Annotated in this window: 17 protein-coding genes and 1 pseudogene; 6 read left to right on the top strand and 12 right to left on the bottom strand. The window is 44.2% G+C overall.

The genetic code is table 11. From position 1 onward, the window contains the following. Window positions 1-5: 5 nt before the first annotated feature. On the bottom strand, window positions 6-1,271 hold the full coding sequence (locus tag HWQ41_RS18780) for an MFS transporter (protein ID WP_292765915.1): 1,266 nt from the start codon (window positions 1,269-1,271) through the stop codon (window positions 6-8). Between the two features lie 64 nt (window positions 1,272-1,335). Then, window positions 1,336-1,726 (bottom strand): annotated as a pseudogene (locus HWQ41_RS18775) (GxxExxY protein). Window positions 1,727-1,840: 114 nt separating this feature from the next. Between HWQ41_RS18775 and HWQ41_RS18770 the strand changes: the two are divergent. The 3 genes from HWQ41_RS18770 (at window position 1,841) to cysC (ending at window position 6,164) form a co-directional block, all read left to right on the top strand. After that, window positions 1,841-4,825 carry a valine--tRNA ligase gene (locus tag HWQ41_RS18770; protein WP_292765912.1) on the top strand — a complete coding sequence of 995 codons (2,985 nt, stop codon included), beginning with the start codon at window positions 1,841-1,843 and terminating at the stop codon, window positions 4,823-4,825. A 138-nt stretch (window positions 4,826-4,963) separates the two neighbouring features. Further along, the gene (locus tag HWQ41_RS18765; RefSeq protein ID WP_292766003.1) at window positions 4,964-5,398 is read left to right on the top strand and encodes a hypothetical protein; all 435 of its coding nucleotides are present in this window, start codon (window positions 4,964-4,966) and stop codon (window positions 5,396-5,398) included. Window positions 5,399-5,609: 211 nt separating this feature from the next. Further along, window positions 5,610-6,164, top strand: a complete 555-nt coding sequence (gene cysC / locus HWQ41_RS18760) for an adenylyl-sulfate kinase (protein WP_292766000.1) — start codon at window positions 5,610-5,612, stop codon at window positions 6,162-6,164. 31 nt (window positions 6,165-6,195) lie between these two features. Here the strand turns inward: cysC and HWQ41_RS18755 are convergent, their stop codons facing one another. Continuing rightward, complete coding sequence (locus tag HWQ41_RS18755; RefSeq protein ID WP_292765910.1) at window positions 6,196-8,208, bottom strand: AarF/ABC1/UbiB kinase family protein; 2,013 nt, start codon at window positions 8,206-8,208, stop codon at window positions 6,196-6,198. Here HWQ41_RS18755 and HWQ41_RS18750 point away from each other — a divergent pair. Next, window positions 8,207-8,362, top strand: a complete 156-nt coding sequence (locus tag HWQ41_RS18750) for a hypothetical protein (protein WP_292765908.1) — start codon at window positions 8,207-8,209, stop codon at window positions 8,360-8,362. The genes HWQ41_RS18755 and HWQ41_RS18750 overlap by 2 nt on opposite strands. 323 nt (window positions 8,363-8,685) lie before the next feature. After that, complete coding sequence (gene recN / locus HWQ41_RS18745; RefSeq protein WP_292765906.1) at window positions 8,686-10,434, top strand: DNA repair protein RecN; 1,749 nt, start codon at window positions 8,686-8,688, stop codon at window positions 10,432-10,434. Window positions 10,435-10,550: 116 nt separating this feature from the next. Here recN and HWQ41_RS18740 read toward each other — a convergent pair whose 3' ends face one another. The 4 genes from HWQ41_RS18740 to efeU form a co-directional block, all read right to left on the bottom strand. Further along, window positions 10,551-11,225 carry a VOC family protein gene (locus HWQ41_RS18740; RefSeq protein WP_292765903.1) on the bottom strand — a complete coding sequence of 225 codons (675 nt, stop codon included), beginning with the start codon at window positions 11,223-11,225 and terminating at the stop codon, window positions 10,551-10,553. 336 nt (window positions 11,226-11,561) lie between these two features. After that, window positions 11,562-12,821, bottom strand: a complete 1,260-nt coding sequence (gene efeB / locus HWQ41_RS18735; protein ID WP_292765901.1) for an iron uptake transporter deferrochelatase/peroxidase subunit — start codon at window positions 12,819-12,821, stop codon at window positions 11,562-11,564. A 29-nt stretch (window positions 12,822-12,850) separates the two neighbouring features. Continuing rightward, the gene (efeO, locus tag HWQ41_RS18730; RefSeq protein WP_292765898.1) at window positions 12,851-14,038 is read right to left on the bottom strand and encodes an iron uptake system protein EfeO; all 1,188 of its coding nucleotides are present in this window, start codon (window positions 14,036-14,038) and stop codon (window positions 12,851-12,853) included. 31 nt (window positions 14,039-14,069) lie between these two features. After that, complete coding sequence (gene efeU / locus HWQ41_RS18725) at window positions 14,070-14,903, bottom strand: iron uptake transporter permease EfeU (RefSeq protein ID WP_292765896.1); 834 nt, start codon at window positions 14,901-14,903, stop codon at window positions 14,070-14,072. Window positions 14,904-15,269: 366 nt separating this feature from the next. Between efeU and HWQ41_RS18720 the strand changes: the two genes are divergently transcribed. Then, on the top strand, window positions 15,270-15,434 hold the full coding sequence (locus tag HWQ41_RS18720; RefSeq protein ID WP_292765894.1) for a hypothetical protein: 165 nt from the start codon (window positions 15,270-15,272) through the stop codon (window positions 15,432-15,434). A 128-nt stretch (window positions 15,435-15,562) separates the two neighbouring features. On the opposite strand, the gene HWQ41_RS18715 is transcribed toward HWQ41_RS18720, so the two are convergent. The 5 genes from HWQ41_RS18715 to HWQ41_RS18690 form a co-directional block, all read right to left on the bottom strand. After that, on the bottom strand, window positions 15,563-16,828 hold the full coding sequence (locus HWQ41_RS18715) for an MFS transporter (RefSeq protein ID WP_292765892.1): 1,266 nt from the start codon (window positions 16,826-16,828) through the stop codon (window positions 15,563-15,565). Then, window positions 16,794-17,267: a MarR family transcriptional regulator gene (locus HWQ41_RS18710; protein ID WP_292765890.1), complete on the bottom strand. Its 474-nt coding sequence runs from the start codon at window positions 17,265-17,267 to the stop codon at window positions 16,794-16,796. Before HWQ41_RS18710 ends, HWQ41_RS18715 begins: the two co-directional genes overlap by 35 nt. Before the next feature lie 239 nt (window positions 17,268-17,506). After that, window positions 17,507-18,361 carry an ABC transporter permease gene (locus HWQ41_RS18700; RefSeq protein WP_292765888.1) on the bottom strand — a complete coding sequence of 285 codons (855 nt, stop codon included), beginning with the start codon at window positions 18,359-18,361 and terminating at the stop codon, window positions 17,507-17,509. Continuing rightward, window positions 18,318-19,169: an ATP-binding cassette domain-containing protein gene (locus HWQ41_RS18695; protein ID WP_292765886.1), complete on the bottom strand. Its 852-nt coding sequence runs from the start codon at window positions 19,167-19,169 to the stop codon at window positions 18,318-18,320. The genes HWQ41_RS18700 and HWQ41_RS18695 overlap by 44 nt, the downstream gene beginning before the upstream one ends. Window positions 19,170-19,513: 344 nt before the next feature. Beyond that, window positions 19,514-19,915 (bottom strand): thiol-disulfide oxidoreductase DCC family protein, encoded by a 402-nt coding sequence (locus tag HWQ41_RS18690; protein ID WP_292765884.1) that lies wholly within the window; start codon window positions 19,913-19,915, stop codon window positions 19,514-19,516. Between the last annotated feature and the right edge of the window lie 92 nt (window positions 19,916-20,007).

The raw sequence follows: 20,007 nt of genomic DNA, 5'->3' as shown, positions 1-20,007 counted from the left end.
TAATATTAATTATTATGACGCTTCGGTTCTTCTTTTAAAGGTATAAAAAATATAGCAATCATCCCAGGAATGGTTAGTAAACAAACCAAGACAAAAAATAATGGATAGCCAAAAGTTTTTTGCAGATAACCGCTAATTAATCCGGGTAACATCATTCCTAAAGCCATGATGCCAGTAGAGATGGCAAAATGAGAAGTTTTATATTCGCCTTGGCAAATATACATTAAATAAACACTAAAAGCTGTAAAACCAAAACCATACCCAAATTGCTCCAAGGAAACCAAGGGATACACTAATGTCAACGAAGGTTTTGTATAAGCCATATACACATAAAATATATCAGGTAAATTCAATGCTAAAGCCATAGGAAACAGACATTTTTTTAATCCATATTTAGAAATTAGCAAGCCTCCTAAAATTCCTCCGCAAATTAGGGATATTACCCCAAATGTACCGTAGACTAATCCGACATCTGATGTTGATAGCCCTAAGCCCCCTACTTCTAGTTTGTCTAATAAAAATAAAGAAGCTATTTTCACAAGCATTGCTTCGCCCAGTCTGTAAAGCAAGATAAAGGCTAAAATATTTATAATTTTATTCTGAGCAAAATATGAGCTAATAATTGACCAAAAAGGTATATTTTCCCTAGCTTGTATTTGTCGTTGGTTATCTGATTCAGGTAAGGGTAAAATTAGGCGATGGGAAATAAACAGGATTGCTAAAATTAAAGCTGAGAAGCCAATAGCTATAGTCCAGCTTAAAGGAATATTATTGAGAGATACTTCAAGCTGACCTGCTAAGACTACTAATATTCCTGAGCCAAAAATGACAGCCATTCTATAAAATAGTGAGCGAATACCAACAAAGAAGGCTTGTTGTTCTGGAGATAAGGCGAGGAGGTAGAAGCCATCTGTAGCAATGTCATAAGTTGCAGAAATAAATGCTCCTATTGTTAATGCTGCGAGTGAGATGAAAAAGAAATTTGGCAGTTGTAAGGAGAAGGCTATCAAACCCAAGCAGCAGAACATGGCAAATTGGGTATAAAGTATCCATTGACGTTTGGTAGAGTAAATATCGACAATTGGGCCCCAAAACATTTTGATGACCCAAGGGAGATAGAGAAAACTTGTCCACAAGGCAATTTGAGCGTTATCTATTCCGAGTTTTTTGTAAAAGATTACGGAAACTGTGTTGATGATGATGTAAGGTATGCCGGAGGTGAAATATAAGGTGGGGATGAATGTCCAAGGGGAGGTTGTTTGGTGTTTCATGGGTTTGGAGAACGAACCGCAAAGGACGCAAAGAGCGCAAAGAAGATAAAGAAAATTAAGAAGATTAAGAAGAAAGTATGATGCGTTTGATGCCGTCTTTGAGGAGAGGGACGTTAAAGTTGATTAGGAGAGCGAGGGGGTAATGAGTCATTTTAAGGTAGGAGAAGACTTGGGCTTCGTGAATGGGGGTTAAGTTTTGGAAAGCTTTCAATTCAACAATTAGAGAGTCTCCAACCAAAAAATCTAATTTGCCTTCGCCTACTGAACGACCTTTGTAGTGTACTTTTACTGGATGCTCAAACTCATAAGGTATTCCGCGAATAAGAAATTCTTCTCTCAACGCCTTGTGATAAACCTCCTCTAAAAACCCCCCTCCTAATACCTGATGTACCTCAATCGCCGCTCCAATCACCCTATTAAGCTAGATTTTCTAACTGAACACTTGGTTGCCTCATCTTACCTTCCTCCTCTTCCTTTGCGTCCTTTGCGTCCTTTGCGGTTCGTTTCCATCAATCCCTCTCTCCAACCCTGTGGCAAAATTTATTAGAGTCCTTCCTTAGTTTTCCCGCATGACCGCAACCATTCCCAATCTGCCCAGTCTCTACGACCCCTTTTCCACCGAAGCCAAGTGGCAAAAATTCTGGGAAGACAACCAAGTTTACAAAGCTGACCCCAACAAAGGCGGCGAACCCTACTGCATCGTCATTCCACCGCCGAATGTCACCGGCAGCTTACACATGGGTCACGCTTTTGAAAGTGCGTTGATTGATACCCTCGTGCGCTACCACCGGATGCAGGGACGCAATACCCTCTGGCTACCCGGAACTGACCACGCCAGCATTGCTGTGCATACTATGCTGGAAAGGCAACTCAAGACAGAGGGTAAGACTCGCTACGAGTTGGGGCGCGAAAAATTCTTAGAACGCGCTTGGCAATGGAAAGCGGAGTCTGAGGGAACGATTCTGAATCAGCTACGACGCTTGGGTGTCTCGGTGGACTGGTCACGGGAAAGGTTTACCCTGGATGAGGGTTTATCTAAAGCTGTTGTGGAGGCGTTTACTCGTCTTTACGAGGAAGGTTTAATTTATCGTGGTGAATATTTAGTTAACTGGTGTCCAGCTTCTCAGTCGGCTGTGTCTGATGTGGAGGTGGAAAATCAAGAGGTTAATGGGAATCTTTGGCACTTCCGCTATCCCCTCACCGATGGTTCCGGTTTTGTAGAGGTGGCGACAACTAGACCAGAAACTATGCTGGGCGATACGGCAGTAGCAGTCAATCCCAAGGACGATCGCTACAAACATCTCATTGGCAAAACTTTAACTCTGCCCATTCTACACCGAGAAATTCCGATTATTGGCGATGAATTTGTTGACCCCACTTTCGGTACGGGTTGCGTAAAGGTGACTCCCGCCCATGACCCCAATGATTTTGATATGGGTAAGCGTCACAATCTGCCGTTGATCAACATTATGAATAAAGACGGCACTCTCAACGCCAATGCTGGGGAGTTTCAAGGACAAGACCGCTTTGTTGCTAGAAAAAATGTGGTTTCTCGCCTAGAAACAGATGGCTTTTTGGTGAAGATAGAAGATTATAAGCATACCGTTCCCTACAGCGATCGCGGTAAAGTACCCATTGAACCCCTTCTCTCAACTCAGTGGTTTCTCAAAATTCGCCCCCTAGCTGACAAAACTCTCGAATTCCTCGACCAGCAAAACTCTCCAGGGTTTGTCCCCCAACGTTGGACAAAGGTCTATCGTGATTGGCTAGTAAAACTCAATGATTGGTGTATCTCTCGCCAACTGTGGTGGGGACACCAAATTCCGGCTTGGTACGCTGTCAGTGAAACGGATGGGCAAATTACCGATAACACGCCGTTTGTAGTGGCGAAATCGGAAACTGAAGCTTGGGAGAAAGCTAAATCACAATTTGGTGAAAATGTCAACTTAGAACAAGACCCAGATGTGTTAGATACTTGGTTTTCTTCTGGACTCTGGCCATTTTCGACTTTGGGCTGGCCAGAACAAACTCAGGATTTAGCAACTTATTACCCGACTACCACTTTGGTGACAGGCTTTGATATCATCTTTTTCTGGGTAGCCAGAATGACGATGATGGCTGGGCATTTTACCGGACAAATGCCTTTCCAAACAGTTTACATCCACGGCTTGGTACTGGATGAAAAAGGTCAGAAGATGGGAAAGAGCAAAGGTAATGGCATTGACCCATTGTTATTAATTGACAAATATGGTACTGATGCCCTGCGGTATACCCTAATTAGGGAAGTTGCGGGGGCTGGACAAAATATCCGGTTGGAGTACGATCGCAAAAAGGATGAATCAGCATCGGTGGAGGCATCTCGCAACTTTACTAACAAGTTGTGGAACGCTGCCCGATTTGTAATGATGAATTTGGATGGACAAACTCCTGCACAACTTGGTCAACCACTCAGCAATGAATTGAGCGATCGCTGGATTCTCTCGCGCTATCATCAAGTTGTCAAAGAAACCACCAATTACATCGATAATTACGGTTTAGGGGAAGCAGCTAAGGGACTCTACGAATTCATTTGGGGTGATTTCTGCGATCAGTATATTGAACTGGTTAAATCTCGCCTTCAGCAAGATGCAGATCCCGTGTCGCGGCGGGTAGCACAGCAAACCCTTGGCTACGTACTGGAAGGGATTTTGAAACTACTTCATCCCTTTATGCCCCATATTACCGAGGAAATTTGGCAAACTCTCACCCAACAACCAGCAGATTCACCGCAAACTCTACCGTTACAAATCTATCCCCAGGTGGATGCCAACCGAATTGATCCAGCTTTGGAAGAACAGTTTGAATTGCTGATTGCTACTATCCGCACAATTCGGAATTTGCGTGCTGAGGCGGATATTAAACCAGGCGTAAAAGTTACAGCGAATTTGCAAACTGAAAGTGAGAAAGAGCGGGAAATTCTCACTGCTGGACAGGATTACATTAAAGATTTGGCGAAAGTTGAGACTTTAACAATTACTGAGAAGCAAAAAAGCGAAACTGTTGCTGCGAAAAAACCTCAAAGGGGTTTAAAGACAATTGGCTTAATTATTGTGGCGATAGTGTTTGGTAGATTGGGTTTAGCTGTGGGGAATGCCATTGATGAAACTCCCATTGTCGGAACTTTCTTTGAACTAGTTGGTTTTGGTTACACAGCTTGGTTTGTTAGCCAAAATTTCCTAACTGCTCAATCTAGACAAAGGTTATGGAGAGGTTTTTTCTCGCAGAGAGAATTAGAACAAGCACAAGAATCAGAAAATGCGATCGCTGGTGTGATTGGTACAATACAAGTGCTAATTCCCCTCAGCGGCGTAGTGGATATTGAAGTTGTGCGTGCGAAGCTAGAGAAAAGCTTGAGTAAAGCCGAAGCAGAAGTTCAGTCCCTGAGTGCCAGATTAAACAATCCTAGTTTTGTAGATAGAGCTAGAGCAGACGTAGTGCAAGGAGCGCGGGACGCTTTAGCGGAAGCACAGAAGCAAACAGAAATTTTGCGCGATCGCCTGCGTGGCTTAGGATAACTGTAATGGGTAATGGGAGTGTCAATAATTCCCAATTACCCATTACCAATTAACAAGAGCCAAATATCAATTCTGGCACTTATTTTTTTATGAATTTTTTTATGAATTTTGAATTTTGAATTGGAGCGAAGCGACCTCATGCTATATCTAGCCCAGGTGCGTAAAAACGATTTTTTAGACCAGCACCAGTTACGCTTATTAGCGCGTCAAGAAGCTGATAACTTGTGGGCGATAATTCCAGAAGAAGCTTTCATTCTGCTAGGAAAGGGAAAGATTATGAGTGAGAACTTGCTTGTTTTAGTGGAACTTTCCCCTACAGGCGACATTGAAAGACTAGAAGACGCCACCAACTGGGTACTTCATCTGGTACAAAACTACCTCACCATCGGCATTACCCCGGAATTTTTGCAGCAGGAAGCCGAGCGAGCCGAACATTGGCGACAATCCCTGACATTGCAAAACCAAGACTTAGCGCGACGTTCCTTAGAATTGGAAGCTCGTCGTGAACAAATTCAAGCCTTAGAAGAAAGCCTCAAACGCGAGAAAAATGGTTATCCCCAAGAGGAAAGTTAAAAGTTTGTAATTGTGTTGCCTATAAGAGACTTCCAATTAAAAAAATATCTAAATTGTCGGGTGGTTATGCCTTTGGCTAACGCACTATGACACAAGCAACGCCTGAAATTCCGGCTAAAAAAGGATTATAAAAATAAAATTGCTATTTGACCCGAAATTACCCACAAAAGCTTTTTTTGGTGTGCCATTTGAAGTGTACGGCAGAGGTAGAATGAGACAACAAGAGTATGGTGTGACAGTATGGTTCACTGGTCTAAGTGGTGCAGGTAAAACTACTATCTGTCAATTTGTGGAGAAGGAACTGCGGATACAGGGATACAGAGTTGAAGTTCTGGATGGCGACGCGGTACGTCAAAACCTATGCAAAGGGTTGGGTTTCACTAAAGAGGATCGAGAAGAGAATATTCGGCGCATTGGCTTTGTGGCTCACCTTCTTGCCAAAAATAATGTAATTGTATTGGTTTCGGCCATTTCACCTTACCGCGAAATTCGGGAGGAAGTGCGCCAAAGTATTCCATATTTCATTGAAGTGTACGTCAATGCATCATTAGAAGTTTGTGAACAGCGAGACGTAAAAGGGTTATATAAAAAAGCCAGATCCGGGGAAATTAAACACTTCACTGGTATTGATGATCCTTATGAAATACCACTCTGTCCTGAAGTCGAATGCAAAACTAACGAAGAAAGTGTTGCCCAAAGTGCGACTAAGGTCTTAGAAAAGCTGGAAGAGTTGGGTTATATAGTTGCTAGACTGAATGAATTATGAGTTAAAAAAAGTTTTTAACTCATAACTTTTACTACGATGCCAATAATTGCCGAATTAACCTGGCTACAGCTTTTTGCGTGAAACGGTTGGCAATTTGTTGACCTAAACGTTGTACATCTGAATTTACCAATAACTGGGCAATTTTGGGCGCAAGTTGCACTGGGTCAAAGCCTTTTGTTTCTCGGAGAATACCTAATATACGTTTGATATGCTCCAAGGTTTGTTGTTGCTCAACTGTCGCGGATGGAGTTTCATTAACTGTTGTCAATCCTACCCGTTCCCGTAACAAGGAAGTAAAGTTATGCAAAACATTTTTACCTAAAGCATCGAGTCCGTTAACAGATTCATCTACCAGCTTGTCACGAATGAAAGCGCCGCGTTCAGATGACAGAAATTCTATCCCCTGATTCAGCACTAAATTAAAGTCGTAATCTTGACTGTTACGCGCATTACGTAATAAGTTTTCTAAGCGGTTCCAGCGAAATCTGCCATCTTTAAATAGCAAATCTTGCAATGATGCTCTTAATTGCGGTGCTGGGTCGGTTAATAGGCGTTTAGAAACGTAGGGATAAGCTTCGCTGAGAACTTTAAAGTTGGGATCTATATAGATTGCAATACCTTCGAGCGTCACGAGGGAGCGAATAATTAAGGCGTAGTAGGGTGGTACGCGGAAAGGATATTCATACATCAAAGCCGATAGTTCATCGGTGATGCTTTTAATATTAAGATCGGCAACACTGGCTCCTTCGGCATCAGCAAAGACTCTCGCAAAAGCTGGGATAATTGGTGTTAAATCGGTTTCTGGTGATAAGAAATCTAACTTAACGTAATCTTTTGCTAATCCTTCAAAGTCGCGGTTAACGACGTGGACGATCGCTTCAATTAAACCATAACGCTGTGGTGGCTGAATCTCGCTCATCATCCCAAAGTCGAGATAAGCTAACTTGCCATCTGGTGTTGCTAACAAATTACCAGGGTGGGGATCAGCGTGGAAAAATCCGTGTTCTAGCAACTGGCGCAGGGAACACTGCACACCCACTTCAATCAAGTAACGAGCATTTATGCCTTGGGCGCTAATTTCTTCTGTCTGGGTTAATTTGGTGCCGTTAATCCACTCCATCGTTAAGACGCGACGATTGGTATATTCCCAGTAAATTTTTGGTACATATATGTCTTTTATATGACCGTATAAATTGAAAAAACGTTCAGCATTTTCACCCTCGTGGATGTAATCCATCTCTTCAAAAATGCGATCGCCTAATTCATCGAGAATACCAACTAAGTCACTTCTTACCCGTTTGACCTTTTTCTGCACCCAAGCGGCGAGGTTACGCAAGATATACAAGTCAATGGTGATCCCCTCTCTTAAGTCGGGGCGTTGAATTTTAACGGCGACTTCTTCACCAGTTTTTAGCTTACCTTTATAGACTTGCCCCAATGAAGCCGCAGCAATTGGCTGGGCCGAGAGTTCGGCATAAACCTCTTCTGGAGGTGCGCCTAGTTCTTCTTTGATAAACTGGTAAGCAATTTCGTTGGGAAAAGGCGGTAATTGGTCTTGTAGCTTAGTTAATTCTTCTAGGTATACGGGAGGAACTAAATCCGGTCTGGTGGACAAAGCTTGGCCAATTTTGATGTAAGCAGGCCCCAGTTGCGTCAGCAATACTCTTAGCTGAGTGGCTCGGCGACGGTCATTTTTGACGACAATTCCCCGTTTACTATCCGACCACAACCCAAAAGCAAAGGATAGAGTCGGCCCCAACACGGCGAAAATCCGCCGTACAACTTGCACTTTTCTGTTTTGGTAATGCGCCGCTATGCTCACGGGATCGTAAAGCATCTCAGGTTGGGCAGTTGTCCTCACCTTTTGGGCGGCTAAAAGGCTTGGCGATGTCTGCTCTGGGCGTAGCTGCGGCACAACCAAGCCTTGTGTACCATTTTCTTCTGGCACTACATCAATAACGTCCAGTTCGCCTCGGCGATTTGTGCCGTTGCGACTGTCCTTCTGAATCGGTCGGGAACTAGGGGGAAGTGTCTTAACAATCATGAAGAAGGCCACCGGTCAGAACGATCACATTAAGTATTGTAACAATATGTTGAGGAATTGGGCATTGGGCATTGGGCATTGGGCATTGGGCATTGGGCATTGGGAATTGGGCATTGGGAATTGGGCATTGGGCATTGAGGATTGTTTATCGTAAACCAAAGGGTTTAAGACCCCAACAATACAGGTAGCGCGGAATCGGAGCCACTTTCAGTCGGGGTTTAAATAAGAGTCTGAAAATGTCTTGAATTTTGAATTTTGTTAGCGTAGCGTTAGCGAGTCTGCGAGCGTCATTTTGAATTTTGAATTGTTTATTTCCCCCCTACTCCCTACTTCGCACTACCAATAGGTCTGCTAAACTGAAATGGGCATAGCATACTAGTTCAATAGTAGTAACTATTGCTAGTTGCTGAAAGATCATACTTATTGTCCTGTAAATTGGAAGTATTCGGCATCTGTCCTCACGGAGAATTTGGCTTGATGTTGCTTTGCCTGCGAATTGAAAACTTTGCCCTAATTGACCAACTGGAATTGGAATTTGGCGCGGGATTAAATGTGTTGACAGGTGAAACCGGCGCTGGAAAATCGATTATCTTGGATGCCATTGATGCCGCTTTGGGCGGTAAAGTCTCTAGTCGAGTCATTCGCACGGGGACAAGTCGGGCAATGGTAGAAGCGACTTTCACCTCAAACGCTCCCCTAGCTGCTTGGTTGAGCGAACAAGAAATAGATTTACTTGATGAAAATTCCGTAGTCATTAGCCGAGAAATCACAGCCACTGCTAGTAATATCCGCAGCCGATCGCGGGTGAATGGGGTGTTGGTAAATCGGCAAATTATGGGAGGAATGCGCGATCGCTTGGTGGAAATCACAGCCCAAGGTCAAACGGTACAAGTGGGACAATCTGCCCAAGTCCGCGACTGGTTGGATTTATATGGCGGTGATTCCCTGATGCAGCAGCGCCATAAAGTCGCCACTAACTTCAGTTCTTACCAACAGGCGCATTTAGCACTAGAAAAACGCCGGACATCAGAACGGGAACGGTTGCAAAAACTCGACTTGCTCACTTATCAAGTGCAAGAATTGGGAGCAACCAATCTCAGCGAACCTAATGAATTGGAACAGTTGGGACAAGAACGGGAACGCCTGAATCATGTCGTCGATTTGCAACAGATGAGTTACAAAGTTTATCAGGCTTTGTATCAAAACTATAATGAAACTCCCGCCGCAGCAGATTTATTGGGAGACAGTGAAGCAACATTAAATGATATGGTGGAATATGATACCCAACTGCAACCCCTATTGGAATTGGTGCGGGACGCGCAAGCTGCGGTAATGGAAGTGGGAAGGCAGATTAATACCTATGGGGATGGTTTGGAAGCCGATCCGCAGCGGTTGTCAGAGGTGGAAGAACGCATTCAGGAATTAAAGCAAATTTGTCGTAAGTATGGGCCGACGCTTACAGAAGCGATCGCTTATTACCAACGTATTCAAGAGCAATTAGCCCAACTCAACGACAGCGAACAATCTATTGAAAATCTAGAACAGCAAGAAAAGGCGTGTTTTGAGAAACTTACCCAAGCAAGTAATCAGTTAACTCAACTGCGTAGCAAGGCGGCTGCTAATTTAGAATCACGTTTGATATCTGAACTCAAGCCCCTAGCGATGGAAAAGGTGAAGTTTCTGGTTGAAATATTACCAGCTTCCCCAACTGCTATGGGAGCAGATAAAATTACCTTTACATTTAGTTCCAACCCTGGAGAACCACTGCAACCGTTAACAGAAATTGCCTCTGGCGGGGAAATGAGCCGCTTTTTACTGGCTCTGAAAGCTTGTTTTTCTCAGGTTGATGTGGCTGGGACAATGGTATTTGATGAAATTGATGTCGGGGTTTCGGGAAGGGTAGCCCAAGCGATCGCGGAAAAATTACATCAGCTAAGTCAACGCAATCAAGTATTATGTGTTACCCACCAGCCTTTAGTTGCGGCAATGGCCGATCGCCATTTTCGCGTCGATAAACAAACTATCAATCAAAGTAAAGGTAAAAAAGCTAACAATGACAACGCCGAGCAGCGTACCGTTGTCAGAGTTACTACCTTGGATAATTTAACCACTCGCCGGGAAGAACTAGCGCAATTAGCTGGTGGTAAATCTGCAAGTGATGCGATCGCTTTTGCCGAATCTCTGTTATTACAAGCTGCTAACCACCGTCGCGGGGAGCAAACTTGAGCAAATAATTACTAATTCGTAATTCGTAATTAATGGTAGAGAGTAACTTGATTAATCAATGGAGATATAAAAGCGTGTAGCATCACTATTATCAATTACGAATTATACTGACGAGTTTAGGCTGCCAATTCTGAAAGGCGTAAACCTGCGATGTTATCGCAGCTAAAAGTCTCTCTACCCATCCATCGGCGGCAGATTAGCTCTATAATTTGGCCTGCCCAGTTGCGGAAAAACCATTGGCACAAGGAGCCATCTTCTTGAGGAGTCATAGACAGAGGAATAAAGCCCTTCTTCTGCCACACTTCTGCTGCTGCATAGATATCATCAACAAGAATGGCAACGTGATGGACAGTATTAAAACCTCGCTTCTGGAATAAGCTAGCGATCCGTTCATCTGGCGTATTAGGCGCAAGCAGTACCAAAATCATGCCTGACGGCATTAAGGCTGAGAGAAAGTACATACTAGCATCTTCGGGCAATAAGTTTTGCTCTGGACAAAAATCATCAGGCCATTTTCCTGGTCCTTCGGTGATTTTGGCATCATAGTTGACCAGAGTATTAGCGTAGTCTGTGAGAGTTTCTGAATCAGGAAACAACAGTACATAGTGATCTACAACAACTAGTTCGCCAAATAGATGTATGTAAAAGGATGAGTTTAAGAATTCTGGAGTCTTGCACTCTTCTTTATACAAGAGCAATCCGTCAGTTTCTACAAAAGGCGACTCCTTATTCATCGAAGTCTCGGCTAAGTTAAAACCTTTTGCAGCGTCTGCTGGAAGGTTATTGCTCATAATGCTCACCTAGAAAAAGGATTTAGTATTTAACATTGCGGCTCAGAAACTGGGCTTATATCTAGCATTATAGGACTTACGCAAAACTACACGCGCTCAGGGGCAATTCATGAATTGCCCTAAGAAGAAAATCACTCTTTTTGGCTATTGTTTGCGTAAGTCCTGCATTATACTAAGATTGCTTTGAGCCAATCTCAAGCACCTGCGATGCGATCGCGGTAACTACTGGCAGGAAGAACTAGCGCAATTCACTGGTGGTCAATCTGCAAGTGACGCGATCGCTTTTGCCGAATCTCTGTTATTACAAGCTGCTAACCACCGTCAAAAAATTAAAAATTAAGCTTCTAATAATGACTGACCGAGATAACCTCCAACAGCTTTAACACCAGGTAAGGCGAAGAAATACCCACCACCAATGGGGCGAATATACTCCTCTAAAGGTTCCCCAATCAAGCGATTTTGCACCGTCACAAAGCCCTTTTCTAGGTCAGCCTGAAAACAGACAAATAACAAACCCATATCTAACTGTCCAGCTTTGTCAAACCCGCGTGAATAATTGAAACCACGCCGCAGAATCAAACTCGACTCTGATTTGCGTGGATTAGCAAGGCGGATATGAGCATCTAGGCGGATTTGTTGACCCTTTGGGTCTTGAGTATAATTGGGAATATCTTTCTCGTGCTTCATTCCCAAAGGTGCGCCTGAGTCCTTATTGCGCCCAATAATTGTCTCTTGCTCTTGTAGTGGTGTACGATCCCAGTGTTCGACTAAGTTGCGGATCACTCGCACCACTTGATAGCTTCCCCCTACTGTCCAAGCTGGTTCGCCGCTGTTTGGCTTTACCCAGACAATCCGGTTCATCAATTTGTCATCACTAGCATCTAGATTTGCCGTACCATCTTTGAAACCAAGCAGGTTACGCACCGTAGTTTTACCTTGTTTTTTGTGGGTATTCGGCGGCAGAAACCCCGCTATTTGCCAACGCAAAGTTATCAAGTCAGGCAAGTTTTTAACGATGTCGCGTAAAGCGTGGAGATTCGATTCCTCGGTATTCGCACAGAATTGCAACAGTATATCCCCATGACATAAATCTGGGTCAAGCTGGTCATTGGGAAAATTGGCCATAGTATCTAACCGCTTGGGTTTCAAGTTGCCGAGTCCAAAGCGGTTATCGAACAGTGAGTTACCCACAGCTAGGGTGATGGTGAGGTTATTGGGAACCACTACAGGCCCAAGAATCCCCGAATCATTGGGTGGAAATTTGGGGTCGCGCGACTTGGGTGTTCCCCCTGCCATGAGAAACTGGATGCGCTCAGTTAAAGTTTTGAACAACCGCACTAAATCTGCTTTATTGGCAGCAGTTGTATCAAATGCAACCATTAACCCAGAGGCAGGAGTAGGGGTAAGAATACCTGCTTGGTGAAGTCCAAAGAACGGCACGACCTCTTCAGATGGGTCAAGAGGTGTTCCTAGAAGAGTCTGATAACCCAAACTGGTCAAAGCTGCTACTCCACCTGCTGCGGCCATACCGATGAGCAAGTCACGACGGCTGATGCGGGGAGTAATGCGTAAATTTGGTTGCTTTGTAATAGACATAGTTTCCTCCTCTAGGAATGATTGATAAATTACTCAACTCCCAAAGTGCCGCGCAGCTGAGACAAATCTTCAGCAAGAGATGCGATCGCTGTTTTCATGTCTTTCTTGTCTGCTTCACTCACCTTGTCGTAGGTAGCAAAACCACCATCAGGGGTTTTGTATTTAGCAAGTTTTTGGTCAACTTTGGTGAAATTTGCATCCACACGCGCCAGTAGTTCGGGGTTAGCTTTTTGGATGACGGGGCGCAATAACTCGACAATCTTTTGGGAACCATCGACATTAGCGCTGAAGTCCCAGAGGTCAGTATGACTGTAACGGTCTTCTTCTCCAGAAATCTTGGTTTTACCCACTTCTTCAATCAAGTCAGCAGCACCGCCAACCATCTTTTTCGGTTCAATGGTCAAGGTGGCAATGCGCTTTTGTAAATCTAGTCCATCTTTCTGTAGCTTTTCGGCATAGGGTTTCATGCCTTTTGTAGTTTTGTCCTGGAATAAAGCTTTTTCTAGGCGATGGTATCCGGTGAATTGTGGGTCAGCCTCTTTTTTGGCAAAGTCATCAGCACGGGAATCCATGCTTTTGTCGAGGTCGGAGAACAATTCAGCTACCGGTTCTGTGCGTTCATAGTGAAGATGGGCAGATGCATAGGTTTTTTGAGCCTTGGGAAGGTCGCCAGCAATCACGGCATCTGTCAATATCTTGGTTTTAGTAACCAGTTGGTCAATTTCTTTAGTGATGTAGACTTTATATTCTGCGATCGCACCGACTAATTGACCTTGATCTACAGTCCCTTTGGCTTGAGAATCTCCTCCTGCTTTCACTGTGAGTTTCCCTTTGGGATTGCTGCGTAAACCGCAAGCCATGTCATAGTCACCTGGTTCTAGATTGGTTTTGAGTTTTTGAACGAAGCCAGGAGCAATATTTTCCTTTTCCTCAACGACTTTCACCCCAGACAAAATCTCCCACTCCACAGGTTTGCTGCTTTTGTTGGTCAGCACAAAGTTGTTTTGCCCAGATGTTACTGTCAGCTGATTGGGTTCGCAACCTTGATCTGTCACAGCCAAAGCAGTTTCCGCAGAATTGTTAGCAGAGGTATCACTAGCTACCTTAGCTTCTGGAGTATTACTCGCGACAGTATCGCTTGATTTGTTCGATTCACAGGCAGCTACTGTCAAGGCAATTAGACAGATAATTGTTGAGTACTTTAAAACATTTTTCATTGTTGTCTTTTCCTAAAAGTTATGGAAGTAGCTAATAATGCCTTGCTGTAGTCTTCTGTGCCGTGTTATCCCCTAAGAAGAACAGCGACATCGTAGGAATTAGATAGCCAAAATAGGCGATCGCTTCGCTGACAGTCGGGGCATCGTTATATCCAAAAAATCCTGCCAAAAGTGAACCGAGAAACCCGTTATTGGGAAGTACTCCGCTAGCATCGAATACCACTGTTTGTAGTAAGTTCCACACTCCCGCTTCATGAAAAGCTCTCACCCCACTTGCTAAGAGTCCAGCCGCAACCAGGATAATGAAGGCTCCTGTCCATTTAAAAAATCGCTTCAAGTTGATGCGGATACCACCCTGATAGATGCCTACACCGACGGCTAGTGCGGCTGCATATCCAAACAATGCCCCCACGGGAGCTTGAATTCCCAAATTTTGCTGAAACGTCGCCAGCAGAAACACTACTGTTTCCAGACCTTCCCGCAGCACTGCAAAGAATGACATCCCCACGAGTGCTGTACCCCATTTATCCCCCGACTGAATCGCAGTTTCAATTTGAGACTGTAACTCGCCTTTCAGAGAACGAGCCGCACGGCGCATCCAGAAAACCATCCAGGTGAGAACCCCAACTGCGACAATGGAAATTACCGCTTCAAATAGTTCCTGTTCTTTCTGCGGAAACTCCTGACTGGTTATTTGCAAAATAATCCCAGCAGCTAGACAAATAAAAGTCGCTAGTGCGATGCCAATCCAGACTGACTTCATCAAATGGGTACGACCAGTTTGCTTGAGATAACTGGCAATGATCCCCACGACAAGTGCAGCTTCAACGCCCTCTCGGAACATGATCAAGAAGGGAAAAAGCATGGATAACCTTATTAACTATAATTACTATCAAATCATCATGAGAATAATAACTTACTTGAGAACATTTGTATATAACTGCAAGTGAAAAAATCTTATAAGAATAAATTTTCGGATAAAAAACTCCTGCAACCATGAACAACGAGATCCCCGACTTCTCTAAGAAGTCGGGGATCTGAGTCTTGTAATTGCTATATATCCCAATCAACAGCGTAATATGTGTGCGATCGCCTGGACGCAACTCTTAAACGTCAAGTAAGACTTGTTCTTTACAAACCATCCTTTGTTAGTTGCTTCGGCGTAGCCCAATATCAAGTTCGGTTGATTACTGTTGATTACTGTTGATTACTTATTAAACCCGTCGATACAATGCTATTGTCAGCCGATGTAATGACATTGTTAACCGATACAATGCTATTGTCAGCCGATACAATGGCATTGCTAGTCGATACAATGGCATTGTTAGCCGATGCAATGGCATTGTTAACCGATACAATGTCATTGCAAGTCAAGAGACTTGTGTGTAGACTGTAGCCTGTGGGGGAGAGGAATAGAATCAGGGTTAGAAGAATAAGTTTGCACATCGAGTCAGATTCATCGCAACTACCCAAGCCGGATAGAAAGACTACATCTGACTAGATATGACTATGTTGTAAAGTTTTTTAATACTCCTGCAAAGCCCCTAACTTCCGAATTCCCGGCCAAATCATCGCCGTAGCAATCACTACTACAATTGTGCCAATTCCACCACCCACAACCGAAATCACTGGGCCAAACAAGGCAGCTGTCAAGCCTGACTCAAAGCCCCCTAACTCATTCGAGGCACTAATAAACACGCTATTGATAGCAGCAACCCGACCACGCAAATGATCAGGTGTTCTAATTTGAACTAATGTATGGCGAATCACAACGCTAATACTATCTAGTGCGCCACCCAGGATCAGCATCAACATAGACAGCCAAAAGGAATGAGAAAGTCCAAAGATAATTGTGACAACCCCAAAGCCAACCACTGACCACAATAAGGCTGGGCCTGCTTTGCGTAACGGTGGTAAATACACCAGGGTAATGCCCATACTCAAAGCACCGATGGAGTGGGCTGCCTGTAGATATCCTAACTCCACTGGCCCCACATGTAAAATATCTTTGGCAAAGATCGGAAGGAGCGCGATCGCACCACCCAACAATACAGCAAACATATCCAATGTAATCGCTGCTAAAATTAACTGATTCTGCCAAACAAATTTAGCACCAGCTGACAGGGCTTTGAGTGAGATTGGCTCAGTTGTGCGAATACCTTTTTTCTCTTTGATCGGCAGCGTTAAAATAAAACAGAGCAAGGCGGCGATCGCAGCTAATACATAAACTCCTGTAGCACTTCCCAGCAAAGCAATCCCGAATCCTCCCAAAGCTGGGCCGATGACTGCGGCTAATTGAAAGCTACCACTATTCCAAGTTGCTGCATTCGTAAAAGCACTGACAGGTATCAACTGCCACATGAAGGCATCACTGGCAGGTCTGAGGAAAGCCCTAGCAACACCTGTTAATACTAAGCAGGCGTAAATTAGAAAAACTGCACCTTTAGTATAGGAAAGTACACCCAAAGCCAGGGAGCAGAGAGCTAGCAGCATCACCGACAGTAAGATGATCAGTTTGCGATCGCGGCGATCGGCCACATGTCCGACAATCAAGGTGAGGGCAATCATCGGCAAGACTTGCGCCAGCCCCACGCCACCTAAAGCGATCGCTGAGTCAGTCCGCTCATAGAGTTCCCAGCCGATGGCTACAGTTTGCATTTGCGATCCCACGGACAGCACCAGCCGTCCAATGGTAAATAGCCGATAGTCTCGAAACTTCAAGGCTGCAAAGGGATCGTGCGGTGTAACCTCAGAGTTATGGGGATTTGAGTTCTGTTTGCTCGAAGACATTTTTTAGTAAAGTTAAGCCTTCTTCAATGTTGGAAATTTGCTCTTCTGTAAGACCTTTCAGCAGATCGGTAATATGAGCGCGAGTTTGATCTTGGGATTGCTTGAGATGATGCCTTCCATCTTCAGTGAGATTGAGCAGCACCCGCCGCCGCTCTTGAGGATGAGCGCAGCGTTTCACAAAGTCGCGTTGTACTAAGCGTTCTATAGTTGCTGATGCCGTGGCAGAGGTGACACCTAAATGCTCTGCGAGGTCAGATAATGAAGCTCCAGGATTGCGGTTGATAAATGCTAGCGATCGCAACTGAGGTATAGATAAAAAAGCGGCACTGTGGGCACGCATATCCGCTCGGATAAACCGCATCATTAATGGAACTGTGTCCATTACCCTAGCGGCACATTCTTCGGAAGTTGCACCTTTAGTAGGTTTATCCAAGGTCATTAGCTTGTTGTTCTCCTGATTACATTGCCATCCGTGGATCAAGTTTTCCAGCGATGATGGTTAAGATTATTAACCTTAATAAGAGAATTGTACAATCCAGACCAAAGCGATAGATGCTAATACAACACGGCGTAAATAAACCACCGATTCCAAATCAATCAAACGCTTACGCTGTATTCATTTTGAATTTTGAATTTTGAATTTTGAATTCCGCCTTGCGGTGCTAGTTCCATTACGGATTACATTGCTACGCGTGGATAAAGTCGTCCACCGATGATCGTCAAGACTATTACTGTTAATAAGAGAATTGCCAAATCCCAACCAAAGCCATAGACGCTGATTCCATCCACTAACATTGTGCTGCGTAAAGCGTCAACCTCATAAGTTAAGGGATTCAAATGGGAAACAAACTTTAACCAGTCGGGCATCATTGAGATCGGATAAATAGCATTGCTGGCAAAAAATAACGGCATAGTTAACATTTGTCCAATTCCGGTCATCCGCTCTCTGGTTTTTGCCAAACAGCCAATAATTAATGAAAAAAGACAAAAGCAAGCCGCCCCCAGCATCACTATCAGTAGCACTTGCAGAAAAGCTAGAGGATGGAGATTTAATTTTACATGTAAGACAAAAGACAATACATAAATTACTGCTACCTGTGATAAGCACCGTACTCCACACGCTAGAGCTTTGCCCAAAACCATTGCTACACGGGGTGTAGGACTTGCAAGAAATTTATGTACAATCCCTAAATCTCGCTCCCAAATTAGTGTCATTCCACCGGTGAAAATGGCCACATTCAACACGCTTTGAGCGAGAATGCCAGCAGCCATGAAGTCTAAATATGGTAAGTTCCCTGTATGAATTTCGTGAAGTTTGGAGAACACTTGCCCAAAAATCAGCAACCATAATGACGGTTGCACTGATCTGACTATTAAATCAGTGGGATCGTGGCGGAGTTTACGCACTTCCAATTCAGCGATCGCCAGAGTTTTCGTAACTAGCTCTTTAATTGCAGAGATAAAATTGGCTCGGCGAGTGGGTGGTGCTTTAACCCAACCGTTGAGCAGTACGTCTGGTTCTTGCTGTGTCACGGTAGTTGACTCCTGATGTTAACTGGTCGCCTGTATAGTGAATAAAGACATCATCCAAAGTTGCGTTTGGTTTATCTAAAGAAGCTTTTAAGTCGCTTGGTGCGCCTGTAATTACGACTTCACCTTGCTGCATAATTGCCACGCGGTTACATAAGCTATCTGCTTCTTCTAAAAAGTGGGTTGTTAAAAATATAGTTGTGCCGTAATCAGCACAAAGTTGTTTCACAAGCTGCCATACTTGAGTTCGAGCGATCGGATCTAGTCCGACAGTCGGCTCATCAAGAAACAAAATTTGGGGTTGATGTAGAACTGATACGCCGATTTCCAGCTTGCGGATCATCCCGCCAGAGTAGTTTCTTACCAAGCGTTTCGCCGCATCTTGCAAACCCATGTATTCTAGAATTTCATAGATGCGGCGATCGCGTCCTTTGGCAGGTATTCCATACAGCTTGGCGAAGATTAAGAGATTTTCGTAACCCGTGAGGCTACCATCAGCAGAGAGCGCCTGGGGCACATAGCCGATCGCCCGTCTCACAGGATTAGATTGCTGAGTCACATCATAGCCAGCCAGAGTTGCTGTTCCTGCACTGGGAGGCAGTAAAGTTGTCAACATCTTAATAACTGTACTTTTTCCTGCTCCATTGGGCCCAAGCAGTCCAAACACTTCACCCTGTTCCACAGATATGCTCAGGTTATTAACAGCGGTTAACTTGCCAAAACGGCGCGTGAGTCCCTGAGTTTCCAAAATCAGCGCTCTTGGTTCGCTTGGAGATTCTGACCGATTTATTTTCCCCGTCAGTATAGTCACAAGTTTGATGCACTTCCATCAATTAGTTAAGCTAACTATTAGCTTCTCAATATATTCGTCTGAAGTCAATAGACTTGTGACAAAAATCTGAATCAACTTAAGTTGAGCTATCGCCTTCTCTACGAGAGGCTGCGCCAACGGGGCGGGAATAGGGAATAGGGAATAGGGAATTAGCCCCGTTCGCGGTAGCGTCTTGTAGAGTTGCAAGGTTTTAAGCCTTGCCCCTCTCTACGAGACGCTAAAAGCGAACGTGGGCGAAAAAATCCTTGTATCGCAAGGTAGGTTGAAACCCAATCCCCTTGTGTCTGGCTTAATTTTCCCTGTTAAGAGTTAAAAGTTCCCTTTCATTTGCAGCTACCATCCACGCAGTACGACGATTCATAAGTACTAGAACGCTTGCCAAAGATGGTGTAGCGATGATCGCGGATTTGTTCGTAAAAGCGATCGCCTGCCCATTTCATGCCCGGTAAGGCTCGATAAGCCTCTACAAATATACTTCCTACTGGCGATAACCGCCCAATCTCTTCTGCGGCATTACTACCTTGCCAACGTCTCTGAGGATCGTTGCCATCAATTAAAATTATTCCCTGTTCGCAATCTTGGGCTGTAATTCCCCACTGTAAAAGCGTTTGCTCATCTTGTATGGGTGCGTAGGCAAATAACTTTCCCTTGTCTAAGGTTTCTAGCAATTGCACTAGTGTAACGCAGAGATTACAATTTCCGTCGTAGATTATGTAGTAATTCATAAAAATAATGGCTCTTTTGCAATTGACTTGTTATATCATGTCCGCTTGATTGCTTATTAAACCCGAAGAACCCCACCCCCGCCAAAGCTATG

The sequence above is a fragment of the Nostoc sp. NOS(2021) genome (assembly GCF_017115025.1).
Taxonomy (GTDB): Bacteria; Cyanobacteriota; Cyanobacteriia; order Cyanobacteriales; family Nostocaceae; genus Nostoc.
The sequence above is the reverse complement of the archived record's forward strand: the minus strand, read 5'-3'. Positions and strand labels throughout refer to the sequence as shown.

Excerpts from the sequence above, each read along its gene's own strand:
- HWQ41_RS18780 (WP_292765915.1), bottom strand. The coding sequence starts at position 1,271 with ATGAAACACCAAACAACCTCCCCTTGGACATTCATCCCCACCTTATAT.
- HWQ41_RS18770 (WP_292765912.1), top strand. The coding sequence starts at position 1,841 with ATGACCGCAACCATTCCCAATCTGCCCAGTCTCTACGACCCCTTTTCC.
- HWQ41_RS18765 (WP_292766003.1), top strand. The coding sequence starts at position 4,964 with ATGCTATATCTAGCCCAGGTGCGTAAAAACGATTTTTTAGACCAGCAC.
- cysC (WP_292766000.1), top strand. The coding sequence starts at position 5,610 with ATGAGACAACAAGAGTATGGTGTGACAGTATGGTTCACTGGTCTAAGT.
- HWQ41_RS18750 (WP_292765908.1), top strand. The coding sequence starts at position 8,207 with ATGAAGAAGGCCACCGGTCAGAACGATCACATTAAGTATTGTAACAAT.
- HWQ41_RS18755 (WP_292765910.1), bottom strand. The coding sequence starts at position 8,208 with ATGATTGTTAAGACACTTCCCCCTAGTTCCCGACCGATTCAGAAGGAC.
- recN (WP_292765906.1), top strand. The coding sequence starts at position 8,686 with ATGTTGCTTTGCCTGCGAATTGAAAACTTTGCCCTAATTGACCAACTG.
- HWQ41_RS18740 (WP_292765903.1), bottom strand. The coding sequence starts at position 11,225 with ATGAGCAATAACCTTCCAGCAGACGCTGCAAAAGGTTTTAACTTAGCC.
- efeB (WP_292765901.1), bottom strand. The coding sequence starts at position 12,821 with ATGTCTATTACAAAGCAACCAAATTTACGCATTACTCCCCGCATCAGC.
- efeO (WP_292765898.1), bottom strand. The coding sequence starts at position 14,038 with ATGAAAAATGTTTTAAAGTACTCAACAATTATCTGTCTAATTGCCTTG.
- efeU (WP_292765896.1), bottom strand. The coding sequence starts at position 14,903 with ATGCTTTTTCCCTTCTTGATCATGTTCCGAGAGGGCGTTGAAGCTGCA.
- HWQ41_RS18720 (WP_292765894.1), top strand. The coding sequence starts at position 15,270 with ATGCTATTGTCAGCCGATGTAATGACATTGTTAACCGATACAATGCTA.
- HWQ41_RS18715 (WP_292765892.1), bottom strand. The coding sequence starts at position 16,828 with ATGTCTTCGAGCAAACAGAACTCAAATCCCCATAACTCTGAGGTTACA.
- HWQ41_RS18710 (WP_292765890.1), bottom strand. The coding sequence starts at position 17,267 with ATGACCTTGGATAAACCTACTAAAGGTGCAACTTCCGAAGAATGTGCC.
- HWQ41_RS18690 (WP_292765884.1), bottom strand. The coding sequence starts at position 19,915 with ATGAATTACTACATAATCTACGACGGAAATTGTAATCTCTGCGTTACA.